We start from the raw sequence: 12,823 nt of genomic DNA on the forward strand, positions 1-12,823 counted from the left end.
AAGCAGCAGTGACATGGCAGACGGAGAGAAGACAGTCCTCGACGCGAGTCTGGAGGTCTTCCGTGCCCACGGGATGACGACGATCTTCGGAAATCCGGGCTCGAACGAACTGCCGTTCCTCGCTGGACTGGGCGACGATTTCCGGTTCGTCCTCGGTCTGCATGAGCAGGTCGTCGTCGGCATGGCCGAAGGATACGCACGGGCCACGGGAGGGCCGGCGCTGGTGAATCTGCACGCCGCCTCGGGGTCGGGCAACGGCATGGGTGCCTTGACGAACGCCCACTACGGCCACGTTCCGCTAGTTGTCCTCGCAGGTCAGCAGGTGCGCCGCACCGTCGGTCAGGAGACGATGCTGGCCAGCGTCGAGGCCTCGACGCTGCCCGCTCCGCTGGTGAAATACTCGCACGAGCCGCTGGCGGCCACCGACGTGCCGCGCACGCTGTCGCAGGCGGCACTCGAGGCAACTACCCAGCCGAGTGGTCCCGTCTATGTGTCCGTTCCGCTCGATGACTGGGACGAACCGGCACTACCCGACGACGCACTGTTGGCGAAGCGTTCGGTGACGACGGCAGGAACCATGCCGGAGTCGCTGCGCCGCGAACTCACGGACGTCCTCGACGGGGCACAGAACCCTGCCCTCGTCCTCGGCCCGCAGGTCGATGCCGCCGCAGTGGCTGATCCGACGGTCTATGAGGACGCAATGGTGCTGGCCGAACGCCTGAACGCCTCCGTCTACGTCGCACCCTCACCAACGCGGTGCCCGTTCCCGACCACCCATCCGAACTTCGAAGGCGTCCTGGTTCCGGGCATCCGATCGGTGCGCGACCGGCTCTCCGGCCACGACGTCGTGCTCGTCATGGGAGCCGCCACGTTCCGGTACCACCGCTGGGAGCCGGCGAACTATCTGGAGCCGGGCACCGAGGTCATCCAGATCACCCAGGACCCGCGTGAGGCGACACGGGCACCGTTCGGCCGCGCCGTCGTCGCGGACGTCGCGACCGCGCTCGCCGACCTCGCTGCAGCGACGACGGATCGAGGAACTCGCCGAGGCGACCGTGGGTCTCGAATCGTCACCTCCCCGCCGCGGTCAGAGCAGGGAATGACCGGCACCGAGGTGCTCGCCGTGCTCAACGATCATGTCGACGACAGCGTCGTGTACGTCAATGAGACGACCACCCTCGACCTCGACTACCTCGAGCGGATCGTCATCGACAGGCCGGGCACGTACCACTTCCCGGCCTCGGGAGGGCTCGGCTTCGGGCTGCCGGTCGCGCTGGGTTTGGCGATCGGTGACCCGGAGAAGACCATTGTCGCCACCGTCGGTGACGGTTCCGCGAACTACGGGCTCACGGCTCTGTACACGGCTGCCCAGTTGGGCACGAAGACGATCTTCATCATCGTCAACAACTCCGGCTACGGTGCGCTCTCCGGATTCGCCGAACGGATGGGTGTCCCTGACACCCCGGGGCTGACCCTGGGCGCGATCAACTTCGGGTCGTTGGCGCAGGGCTACGGAGTCCCGGCCAGCCGGACCACGACCCGAGAGGAATTCGAGACCGCCTACCGCGAGGCCCTGCAGGCCGACGGACCGGTGCTCATCGACGCCGTCGTCCTCGGTGTCGACGGTCAACCGGCGGAGTGAGCGCCACGGTGCGGGCCGCTGCCTGAGAACGACGAAGCCGCCGGAGAGTTCCGACTCTCCGGCGGCTTCGTCATTGTTCGACCTGACTGCTCAACCGGCCACCTCGGTCACGACCGTTGGTCGGGGCGAGTCGCCTCGGCGGCTTTCGCATTGCCCGAACCTGACCGGGTCAGTTCACCTCGGCGGGATCGGCCGAGACGCGGCCGCCGTTTTCGAGCGCGTCGATGGCTGCCACCTCGGCGTCGGTGAGCTCGAAGTCGAAGACGTCGAAGTTCTGTTCCATGCGGTCGCGGTTGTTCGACTTCGGGAAGACGACGTGGCCCTTCTGCAGGTGCCAGCGGATGATTGCCTGAGCCCAGGACTTCTCATGGGCGGCGGCGATCTCACCGATGACGGTGTTCGCGTAGTCGACCTTGCCCTGGCCCAGCGGACCCCAGGCTTCGATCTTGATGTCGTGCTCGGCCAGCAGCGGACGGGTCTCGACCTGCTGGAACTGCGGGTGGACCTCGATCTGGTCGACGGCCGGGATGATGCCCGTGTCGAGGATCTCCGGCAGGAAGCGGTGGTCGAAGTTCGAGACGCCGATCGAGGTGGTCAGGCCCTGATCGCGGTAGCTGGGGAAGGCCTCCCAGGTCTCGACGGCGTTCTTGTTCGCCGGGGTCGGCCAATGGATGAGGTAGAGGTCGACGTGGTCGAGCCCGAGCTTCTCCAGGGATTCTCCGAGGGCCCGCTTGGATTCTTCCGCACCGTGGCGGTCGTTCCACAGCTTGGTCGTCACGAAGAGTTCGTCGCGGGCGATCCCGGACTTCGCGATGGCCCGGCCCACGCCTTCCTCATTGCCGTAGACGGCAGCGGTGTCGATGTGGCGGTAGCCGACTTCGAGGGCGTCGGTGACGATGCGTTCGGTCTCGTCGGGGTCGACCTTGAAGACGCCGAATCCCAGCTGCGGGATCGTCTTGCCGTCGTTGAGAGTGAGTGTGGGAACCGTCATGGTGCCGCCTTTCGTCACGTATGCACTGGTCAGGACGGATCCGAGGCTGATCGGGTCCGCCGGTTCGGCACCCGGTGAGGGCACCGAACCGAGCGTATAACGTCACCGGGCCCCGGAGCATTCCATGGACGGTCAGCTTTGGTCGGTCAGCTTCTGCCCTCGTCCTGTGCGCGCTTCTTGCCCGTGGACTCTTCGGCGGCGATCTGGGCTTCGTCGAAGACCGAAGGAGCACCGGTGCCGGTGTCGGTCTCGTCCTCGCGGCCGGGGGTGTGCAGATTGAACTTGATGATCGCCCACCGGAAGAGGAAGTAGTAGATGACGGCATAGGCCAGGCCGATGACCAGCAGAAGCAGGACCGGCCCGATGCCGCCGGACAGTTCCGACGCTCGTCCGAGGTTGAGCAGATAGTCCAGCGCCCCGGCCGAGAAGCCGAATCCGGATTTGATGCCGAGCGCATTCACCAACGCCAATGATGTGCCGGTGAGTACGGCGTGGACCGCGTAGAGCGGGAATGCGACATAGGCGAAGGCGTATTCGAGCGGTTCCGTGATTCCGGTGATGAACGCGGTCAGCGCCACCGAGAGCATGATGCCGCCGACGACCTTGCGACGCTTCGGATGGGCGGTGCGGTAGATCGCCAGGGCTGCGGCCGGCAGCGCGAACATCATGATCGGGAAGAAGCCGGTCATGAACGACCCTGTCCAGTCGGCCGTGCCGTCCACACCGGAGAAGAAGCAGGTGATGTCGCCGTGCGCGGTGTCCCCCGAGGAGGTTGTGCACGAACCCAGCTGGAACCAGGGCAGGTTGTTCAGCAGATGGTGCAGTCCGAAGGGGATGAGGAGTCGGTTGATCGTGCCGAAGACGAACCCTGTGCCCGGGTTGGCTCCGTGCTCCATGAGGAAGCCGCCCACGCCCTTGTTGATGAGGGCGTCGAAGACGGGGTAGATGAGCGCCATGATCACGGCGATGACCATCGACGCAACCGCAGTGACGATCGGAACGAAACGGCGACCGCCGAAGAAGCCCAGGTAGGTGGGCAGCTTGATCCGGTGATAGCGCTGATAGAGCAGGGCGGTGATGATGCCGACGACGATTCCGCCGAGCACTCCGAAGTTGATGACGTTCTCGCCCTCGCCGTTGTCCGAGCCGAAGCCCGGAGCCATGGCGGTGAAGACTCCGGTGAGGACCATATAGCCGACGACGGCGGCCAATGCCGTGGAGCCGTCGGCCTTCTTCGCGAAGCCGATGGCCACACCGACGGCGAAGATCAGCGGCAGGTTGTCGAACAGAGCCGAACCGGCGGCCGCGAAGACCGTCGCCACCGGCAACAGCCAGTCCGCGAATTGGCCGAGCCCATCGGCACCGAGCATGTCAGGCTGGCCGAAGCGCATCAGCAGGGCCGCGGCCGGCAGCACGGCGATCGGGAGCATGAGCGAGCGGCCGACGCGTTGGAGCTGGGCGAATCCCGGTATCGCCTTCCTGCGTTTCTTCGGTGCCTCAGCGGATGCGGTGGTCATCGGGTTCCTCCTCGGAAATGGGGCAGTTGGGCACGAATCGCCGTAGACTTGTGACGCAGATCGCAGAACGTGAAATCGACGCCGGCGCGTGGACGCCGGAGATGAAGGTGACAGACATGGACAAAGCAGCGCAGATCCTCGCCGGACTGGGCGGTGCCGACAACATCGACGACATCGAAGCGTGCATCACTCGCCTGCGCGTCGAGGTCGACGATGACTCTCTCGTCAACGAACAGGCGCTCACGGCAGCCGGTGCCTTCGGCGTGGTGGTGCAGGGGAGCGCGGTCCAGGTCGTCGTCGGTCCGGAGGCCGACAACCTCGTCGATGACATCGAAGACCTAATGGGCTGAGTCACGTCTTCGTCTCCTCTGCTCGCCGGTGAGCATCTGCTGGTCGACAGTGATCCTTGTCTGTAGTCTGAGGTCAGTCTAGGCGAAGTACAACTGATTTTGGAGAAAGGCGGCCTGCTGACTATGGCAGTCACGATCGCTGCACCCATCACCGGCACGGTGATCCCATTGACGGAGGTTCCCGACCCCGTCTTCGCAAAAGCGCTCGTCGGCCCCGGCGCGGCCATCGACCCCGGCGAGGCCACGACCCTGACGGTCACGGCTCCTGTCTCGGGAAAGCTGGCGAGCCTCAAGCCCCACGCCTTCGTCATCTCCCACCGGCCCGATCAGGGCGTGCTCGTCCACCTGGGCATCGACACCGTTCACCTGAAGGGAGAGGGTTTCACGCTCCGTGCCGAGGCCGGGCAGCAGATCGAGGCCGGCGAAGAGATCGTCGTCTGGGACTTGGCAGCCGCACGGGAGGCGGAGAAGTCCGTGGTCGTTCCGGTCGTCGTCCTCGAAGCCGACGCGGAGAACCTGACCCTCGCCGAGGCGGGACCGATCTCTGCCGGCGACGCCCTCATTCGAATCAGCTGAGGGTGTCCGAATCGGCTGAGGCGCCTCACTCCGCGAAGAGGGTATGAACCTCGCCCGTGTGCTCGCGTCCGCCGAGCGCGGTGAGCTCAAGGACGACGGCTGAGCCGATGACTTCGGCGCCGAGATCGGTGACCAGGGACTGGGCCGCTGTGAGTGTCCCGCCGGTGGCGAGGATGTCATCGATGAGGAGGACGCGCTCGCCCTTCTTCAGGACATCGGGACCTTCGATCGTGGCGGTGCCGTATTCGAGCGTGTACGACACGGCAGCCGCCGGGCGGGGGAGCTTTCCGGCCTTGCGGATCGGCAGGATTCCGACTCCCGTCATCGCTGAGATGGCACCGGCGAAGAGGAAGCCACGGGCCTCGAGCCCGCCGACGATATCGAACTGACCTGCGAAAGGTTCGATGAGCGCCTCGGTGACGGCCCGCATCGCCGGACCATCGGCGAGCAGCGGGGAGATGTCGCGGAAGACCACTCCCGGTTCGGGATAGTCGGGAATCGAGGTGATGAGGCTCTGGGCGCGGCTGAGATCAGATTGAGTCACGGCACAACGATACTCGGTGGCGCCATTGTGCCCTCGGCGCGGATCGGCACAATGGGAACGTACCGAAGACCGTCGTGGATCGGAGGAGCAATGACATCGGATGCGACGCGCGATCGAATCGCCGAGGCGTTCGCCCGGGTTCCGCGCGAACCGTTCCTGCCGGTGGCGGAACGTCAGAATTCCTCTGACAACGTTCCGTTGCCGATCGGGCACGGACAGACGAATTCGCAGCCGAGCACCGTCGCGGACATGCTTCGCCTGCTTGATCCGCAGCCGGGCGACACAGTCCTCGACCTCGGATCAGGGTCCGGGTGGACCTCGATGCTGCTCGCCGTCCTCATCGGGCCGACCGGGCGGGTGCTCGGTGTCGAACGGCATCCCGAGCTCGTCGAATCCTCGCGGTCGGCCATCGGGGCCGTCATCGCCGATTCCGCAGACCGGGAGACCTTCGCCGAGGTGGCCATCCACGAAGCCGTTCCGGGTGCCCTCGGTCTCCCGGCTGAGGCACCGTTCGACCGGATCCTCGTCTCCGCAGGGGCAGAATCACTACCCGACCAGCTCGTCGATCAGCTGGCCGTCGGTGCCACGATGGTCATTCCCGTAGCGGGGGAGATGCTCCGCGTCGTCCGTGACGGCCCTGGCTCCGACGGGCTGACGATCACTCATCACGGCCGATACCGGTTCGTGCCGCTGATCAGCGAGTGACCTCACACGAGGGAGTCGCGCCAGGCCTGGTGCAGCTGCGCGAACTTCCCGGTGCCGGAGATGAGTTCGTCGGGTGTGCCGTCCTCGATGATCCGACCGGATTCCATGACGAGCACGCGGTCGGCGATCTCGACGGTGGACAGGCGGTGAGCGATGATGATCGCTGTCCTGCCCTCGAGCACCGTGGCCAGAGCGTTCTGCACCAGTCGCTCGGAGGGGATGTCGAGGTGCGCGGTCGCCTCGTCGAGAACGACGACGTCCGGATCGGCGAGGAACACTCGGGCAAAGGACACGAGCTGACGCTGGCCAGAACTCAGCCGGCCGCCGCGCTTCTTCACATCCGTGGCATAGCCGTCGGGCAACCGGCGGATGTACGCAGCCAGGCCGACGGCGCTCGCAGCCGCCACGACATCGTCATCGCTGGCATCAGGATTGCCGATGCGGATGTTGTCGGCAATAGTGCCGGCGAAGAGGAACGACTCCTGAGTGACCATGACCACCGACGATCGCAGCTGCGCATCATCGAGATCACGCAGATCCACCTCGTCGAGGGTGATCCGACCAACGCTCGGATCATAGAAGCGGGTGACGAGCTTGACCAGGGTCGACTTGCCCGCGCCCGTGGCGCCGACGAGCGCGACGATCTGCCCCGCGGGGATGTGGAGATCGAAGCGGGGGAGGACATCGGGACCGTCGGCGTAGGCGAAGCGGACCTCGTCGAGATCGAGTGCACGACCGTTGGCAGACGCATTGCCGTTCGCGTGCGCAGGCAGTGCCTGCGGCTGGGTCGGCTCGACCACCTCGGGGTCGGTGTCGAGCACCGCCGCGATCTTCTCCAACGCCGCTGAGGCGGACTGGTAGAGATTGAACGCCTGCACGAGTTCATCAAGCGGACCGTAGAAACGACGCAGGTAGAGGATGAAGGCGGCGAGCACGCCGATCTGCGTCCACCCCTCGATGACGAGCCACGCACCGATGACGATGATCACCGTCTGCGTGACGTTGCCGATCAACCGCGTCCACCCGGCGAACCAGGCCACCCCGCGCAGGGCGTCCGTGTTCGCATCCCGATACCGGGCATCCTGATCGCTCAGCGTCCCGCGCCGCTCGGGCTGACGCCGGTACGCCTGCACGGCACGGATGCCGCCCATCGTCTCGACGAAGTGGACGATGACCTTCGCGATCGACGTCCGCGTGCGCCGGTAGGCGCTGCGCTGAGTCGAATGCGCGGCCTTCGTAATGAAGAACAGCGGCACGAAACCGGCGAAGACGACGATCGCCAGCGGCACATCGAGGACGACGAGGGTGACGGCGATGAAAAGCATCTGCAGCACCGCCAGCGCCGTGTCGAAGAGCGAATACGACAGGAACTGCTGCACCGATTCCATGTCCGAAGTCTGCCGGGACACGAGCCGACCCGAGGTCGACTTCTCGTGATAGCCCAGGTCAAGACGCTGCACATGGGTGAAGACCCGCTCGCGCAGGGTGAAGAGGATCTTCTGCGCAGTGATCCCGACGAGTCTCGTCGAGGTGAAAGCCAGGATCGCCGAGGCGACCGCGGAGACCACGAAGAACGTGACCGCCCGAATCAGCGGCCCCGTATCCCCGTCGATGGCTGCGGGCACACCCTGATCGAGGGCATCGGCGATGAACACCGGGCCGATGACCATCAGCGCCGCCGTGAGCACGACGATGACGGCGAGGAAGATGATCATCCCCAGATGCGGTCTGACCAGAGACATCAGCAGGGCTCGCGCCTTCTTCGCAATATCCGGTGGCAGCTGCTCGACTTCGTCGTCGCTGTCGAGTCGTGGCATGCTCATGAGCGTCCTCCTTCCCGCGCCGAGGCGGCCGCCCCCGGATGAGTGTGCGCCTCGGCTTTCGCGCTCGCCCCCATGAGTTCGCGGTAGAGCTTCGAGGACTCGAGCAGCTCCTCATGAGTGCCGAGTGCCGCGATCCGACCCTCATCGAGCACCGCCACCACATCGGCCAAAGCCGCTGTGGAGGGACGGTGGGCGATGATGAGCGTCGTCGAATCCGGCAGGATCTCCCGCAGCGCCCGCTGCACCCGGTCTTCGGTGTCGACGTCGACGGCCGAGAGCGGATCGTCGAGCACGAGGATGCGCGGCTTGCCGATGACTGCTCGTGCCAAGGCAAGGCGCTGCCGCTGACCACCGGACAGCGACAGACCCTGCTCGCCGACCTGAGTGTCCAGACCATCGGGCAGACGAGAGACGAAGTCCTTCGCCGCGGCGATCTCGAGGGCCTGCCAGATCTCGTCCTCGCTCGCGCCCGGGGCACCCATCTCGACGTTCTCGGCCACCGAGGTCGAGAATAGGATCGGGTCTTCGAAGGACACGGACACGAGGTGGCGCAGCTCGTTGACGGGCATGTCCCGGATGTCGATGCCGTCGATACTCACGGTGCCGGCAGAAACGTCCTGAAGCCTGGGCACCAGAGACGCCAGCGTCGTCTTCCCCGAGCCGGTCGCCCCGACGAGAGCGAGAGTCTGGCCGGGGGCGATCGTGAGATCGAGGTCCTGTAGGGTCAGCCGGTCGGTATCAGCGAAATGGAAGTCGACATCGTCGAAGCGCAGCTTCCCTCGGTAGCGGCCGACTTCGGGGGCATCGTCGACACCGCCGTCGGTATCGGTGATGTCATGGCGGATGTCGATGACCTCCCAGTACCGTCCTGCGGCGGTCAGCGCCATGAGCGCATCGGCGAGCAGGAAGCCGAGCATCTCGATGGGCATCCGCAGCACCATCGAGATCGTCACGGCCGCCACGACCGTGCCGATCGTCGTCCAGCCCTCGATGACACCCCAGGTGCCGACGGCGACGATCGCGGCCTGAGCAAGGGTCGGCAGCAGCAGGAGCACGCTCCACAGCCAAGAGTCGAGCTTCGCTTTGCGGATCTCCAAGGATTTCAGCCGGGTCGAGATCTCGGAGAAGCGCTCGGCCGCCCAGGGGGAGCGGCCGAAGGACTTGAGGATGCGGATGCCCTGGATCGACTCCTCGACGTCGGTGGTCAGTTCGCCCATGGTGTCCTGCGACCGACGGGAGGTCTCCCGATAGTGCTTCTCGAAGACGGCGACCGCGATGATCGCCGGCACCGCCATGATGATCATGATCAGACCGAACACCGGCTGCATGATCACGAGCATCACCGTGCCGACGGCGAGCACGATCGGTGTGGAGAGGAGGAACGGCAGCCCGAACGCGAAGAAGCGACGCAGCTGGGACAGATCATTCACCGCGCGCGAGAGAAGCTGGCCGGACTCCCAGGAGTCATGGATCGCCACCGAGGTGTACTGCAGACGATCGAACAGACGCGAACGCCACGTCACCTCCCAATGGGAGACGACGGGAGCGACGACCATGCGCCTGGCCCACATCCCGACAGCCTCGGCGATGCCGATGAGCAGCACCCCGAGGACCGGCAGCCACAGAGCGGACAGATCTCGGTGGGCGATGGGCCCGTCGACGATGTAACCAGTGATCACCGGGACGATCAGCTGGATTCCGTTGGCCAGGAGGGTGAGGACGAGTACGAGGACGTACACGCCGATGCGGGAGCGGAGATCAGGCCAGAAACGGAGGAGGGGGCGCACGAGTATTCAGCTTAGTCGCAGACTGTGACCTATTCCACGAATCCGGCAAACGGACTTCCCGTTTCTCTGTGCGCTGAATATCGAGGTCGTGCGGAACGGCGGTGGGGGAAGGGGGCACCGAGCCGCCTCGGCGAGTCTCGCCTGGCAGCCATGGTCGATCTCGAATGTCGGGACGAACGATTGCGAGGTTTGACACCCCCAAGTGCTGCGGGGAACTATTGAGGCATGACTCACCTTCTTGTCGTCGTTATTACCCAGCGTGCGGATCTTCCGTAGCCTGTCGAGACGACACGTTCCGCGCGCCCCTACCGAATCCGGAGGGGCTTTTTTAATGCGGAGATGAGAAGGAAACCTAGGAAGGATAGGAATCGATGGCAGCCAAGCCCTCGACCGCGAAGGACACGGGCACTCAACCCGCGTCCGCACCGGTCACAGCCACACCGTCCAGCATTCGCCGCAACACCGGCCCTGAGGTCCTCACCGGCGCACAGGCGATCGTCCGCAGCCTCGAGAAGCTCGAGGTCGACACGGTATTCGGGCTTCCCGGCGGCACCATCCTTCCCACCTACGACCCGCTGTTCGAGACGGAGAAGATCCGTCACATCCTCGTCCGCCATGAGCAGGGCGCCGGCCACGCGGCCGAAGGCTATGCGGCCGCATCGGGCAAGCTCGGCGTGTGCATCGCCACCTCGGGACCGGGTGCGACGAACCTCATCACGGCCCTGGCCGATGCGCACATGGACTCCGTGCCGATGCTCGCGATCACCGGTCAGCAGGCCTCGTCGCTGCTCGGCACCGACGCCTTCCAGGAAGCCGATATCGTCGGCATGACGATGCCGGTGACCAAGCACAGCTTCCTCGTCACCCGTGCCGAGGACATTCCGGCGGCACTCGTCAACGCTCACCACATCGCGACCACCGGCCGTCCCGGCCCCGTGCTCGTCGACATCACCAAGGATGCGCAGACCGGTACGGCGCCATTCGTCTGGCCGGAAGAGCCGGTGCTTCCCGGCTACCGCCCGATCCTCAAGCCGCACGCCAAGCAGATCCGCGAGGCAGCACGCCTGATGTCCGAGGCTCAGCGCCCGGTGTTCTACATCGGCGGCGGAGTCATCCGCTCGGAGGCCGAGAAGGAGCTGCTGCGTCTGGCAGAGGCCACGAACATCCCCGTGGTCACCACGCTGATGGCGCGCGGAGCCTTCCCCGACTCACATCAGCTGCACCTGGGCATGCCCGGAATGCACGGCAGCGTACCTGCCGTCACCGCCTTCCAGAAGGCCGATCTGCTCATCGCCATCGGTGCTCGCTTCGACGACCGCGTGACCGGAAAGCTGGACTCGTTCGCTCCGAACGCCCAGGTCATCCACGCCGATATCGACCCGGCCGAGATCGGCAAGAACCGAGAGGTCGATGTCGCCATCGTCGGGGATGCCCGCGAAGTGCTCGCCGAGATGCTCGCAGAGATGCGCAGCAAGTTCCCCAAGGCTCTGGAGCGCCAGCGCGAACCGTGGTGGCGCTTCCTCAACCGTCTCAAGCAGACCTACCCGCTCGGCTATGAGACGCACGGCGAACTGTGCGATCCGCAGTACGTCATCTCGCGGATCTCCGCGCTCACCGGCCCCGAGGCGGTCTATGCGGCAGGAGTGGGACAGCACCAGATGTGGGCGGCTCAGTTCATCGAATTCGAACGCCCCAAGTCCTGGCTGAACTCCGGCGGACTCGGCACCATGGGCTACTCCGTGCCCGCGGCCATGGGTGCGAAGGTCAGCCAGCCCGACCGTGTGGTGTGGGCGATCGACGGTGACGGCTGCTTCCAGATGACGAATCAGGAACTGGCCACCTGCGCGCTCAACAACATTCCGATCAAGGTCGCGATCATCAACAACTCGTCGCTGGGCATGGTCCGTCAGTGGCAGACCCTGTTCTACGACGGCCGCTACTCGAACACCGACCTCAACACCGGTCACGAGACGATCCGCATCCCCGACTTCGCCAAACTGGCCGAAGCCTACGGCTGTGAGGCGATCCGCGTGGACCGCAACGAGGATGTCGACGCCGCAATCGAGAAGGCGCTGTCGATCAATGACCGACCGGTCGTCCTCGATTTCACGGTCCCACCGGATGCGATGGTGTGGCCGATGGTCGCGGCAGGCGTGTCGAACGATGAGATCGAGTACGCCCGCGGCATCCGTCCCGAGTTCGACGGAGAGGGCGAAGAGGAGGCCGAGGCCGCCATCGCCGAGGCCGGAGCGAACGAAGACGGCACGGTGCGTTCCGTGGCTCAGATCGAAGGAGGCCTGGAATGAACAACAGCCGACACACTCTTTCTGTCCTGGTCGAGAACAAACCCGGCGTGCTCACCCGGTTCACCGGACTCATCGCCCGCCGCGGCTTCAACATCCACAGCCTTGCCGTCGGTGTGACCGAGCATGAGGAGCTCTCGCGGATCACCGTCGTCGTCGACGTCAACGACGTTCCGCTGGAGCAGGTGACGAAGCAGCTGAACAAGCTCGTCAACGTCATCAAGATCGTCGAACTCGAACCCGAGTCCTCGGTGCGCCGTGCGCACATCATCTACAAGGTCAAGGCGAATGCGGCCACGCGCCCCCAGGTCGCCTCGGCGGTGGAGATGTTCCGGGCGAAGATCGTCGACGTCGGACCCGACTCCGTGAGCATCGAGGCCACCGGTGAACTCGGCAAGGTCGAAGCCCTGCGCGAGGTCCTCGAACCCTTCGGGATCAAGGAGATCGTGCAGTCGGGAACCGTGGCCATCGGCCGCGGGGCGAAGTCGATCACCGACCGTGCACTGCGCAGCTGATTTTGCGTTCCAACTTGTGGAACCCCGCTCATCTCAATACGTGAACAGCAGTACCGAACTGTGAAACAAT

At 65.2% G+C, this 12,823-nt stretch carries 11 protein-coding genes; 6 read left to right on the plus strand and 5 right to left on the minus strand.

Annotated elements, in window-relative coordinates; genetic code table 11:
* Nucleotides 1-13 precede the first annotated feature (13 nt).
* On the plus strand, nt 14-1,642 hold the full coding sequence (mdlC, locus tag SB749_RS15825) for a benzoylformate decarboxylase (protein ID WP_410711150.1): 1,629 nt from the start codon (nt 14-16) through the stop codon (nt 1,640-1,642).
* A 169-nt stretch (nt 1,643-1,811) separates the two neighbouring features.
* Here mdlC and SB749_RS15830 read toward each other — a convergent pair whose 3' ends face one another.
* Nucleotides 1,812-2,633: an aldo/keto reductase gene (locus tag SB749_RS15830; protein ID WP_410711151.1), complete on the minus strand. Its 822-nt coding sequence runs from the start codon at nt 2,631-2,633 to the stop codon at nt 1,812-1,814.
* Between the two features lie 146 nt (nt 2,634-2,779).
* A complete protein-coding gene (locus tag SB749_RS15835) occupies nt 2,780-4,150 on the minus strand; it encodes a PTS transporter subunit EIIC (RefSeq protein ID WP_172171185.1) in 1,371 nt (456 codons plus the stop codon).
* 17 nt (nt 4,151-4,167) lie between these two features.
* Here SB749_RS15835 and SB749_RS15840 point away from each other — a divergent pair, with 17 nt between their 5' ends.
* The gene (locus SB749_RS15840; protein WP_410711152.1) at nt 4,168-4,500 is read left to right on the plus strand and encodes a glucose PTS transporter subunit EIIB; all 333 of its coding nucleotides are present in this window, start codon (nt 4,168-4,170) and stop codon (nt 4,498-4,500) included.
* 123 nt (nt 4,501-4,623) lie between these two features.
* On the plus strand, nt 4,624-5,076 hold the full coding sequence (locus tag SB749_RS15845) for a PTS glucose transporter subunit IIA (RefSeq protein ID WP_410711153.1): 453 nt from the start codon (nt 4,624-4,626) through the stop codon (nt 5,074-5,076).
* Between the two features lie 25 nt (nt 5,077-5,101).
* Here the strand turns inward: SB749_RS15845 and SB749_RS15850 are convergent, their stop codons facing one another.
* Nucleotides 5,102-5,620 (minus strand): adenine phosphoribosyltransferase, encoded by a 519-nt coding sequence (locus SB749_RS15850; RefSeq protein ID WP_410711154.1) that lies wholly within the window; start codon nt 5,618-5,620, stop codon nt 5,102-5,104.
* A 90-nt stretch (nt 5,621-5,710) separates the two neighbouring features.
* Here SB749_RS15850 and SB749_RS15855 point away from each other — a divergent pair, with 90 nt between their 5' ends.
* Nucleotides 5,711-6,325: a protein-L-isoaspartate O-methyltransferase family protein gene (locus tag SB749_RS15855; protein WP_410711155.1), complete on the plus strand. Its 615-nt coding sequence runs from the start codon at nt 5,711-5,713 to the stop codon at nt 6,323-6,325.
* A gap of 2 nt (nt 6,326-6,327) precedes the next feature.
* Here the strand turns inward: SB749_RS15855 and SB749_RS15860 are convergent, their stop codons facing one another.
* Both SB749_RS15860 and SB749_RS15865 read right to left on the minus strand, forming a co-directional pair.
* The gene (locus SB749_RS15860; protein ID WP_410711156.1) at nt 6,328-8,148 is read right to left on the minus strand and encodes an ABC transporter ATP-binding protein; all 1,821 of its coding nucleotides are present in this window, start codon (nt 8,146-8,148) and stop codon (nt 6,328-6,330) included.
* Nucleotides 8,145-9,935: an ABC transporter ATP-binding protein gene (locus SB749_RS15865; protein WP_410711157.1), complete on the minus strand. Its 1,791-nt coding sequence runs from the start codon at nt 9,933-9,935 to the stop codon at nt 8,145-8,147. Before SB749_RS15865 ends, SB749_RS15860 begins: the two co-directional genes overlap by 4 nt.
* Before the next feature lie 371 nt (nt 9,936-10,306).
* Here SB749_RS15865 and SB749_RS15870 point away from each other — a divergent pair, with 371 nt between their 5' ends.
* Nucleotides 10,307-12,241, plus strand: coding sequence for an acetolactate synthase large subunit (locus SB749_RS15870; protein WP_410711158.1), 1,935 nt, complete (start codon nt 10,307-10,309; stop codon nt 12,239-12,241).
* Nucleotides 12,238-12,753, plus strand: a complete 516-nt coding sequence (gene ilvN / locus SB749_RS15875) for an acetolactate synthase small subunit (RefSeq protein ID WP_025779412.1) — start codon at nt 12,238-12,240, stop codon at nt 12,751-12,753. The genes SB749_RS15870 and ilvN overlap by 4 nt, the downstream gene beginning before the upstream one ends.
* Nucleotides 12,754-12,823: the final 70 nt, after the last annotated feature.

The organism is Brevibacterium sp. SIMBA_078 (assembly GCF_046534565.1).
Taxonomy (GTDB): domain Bacteria; phylum Actinomycetota; class Actinomycetes; order Actinomycetales; family Brevibacteriaceae; genus Brevibacterium.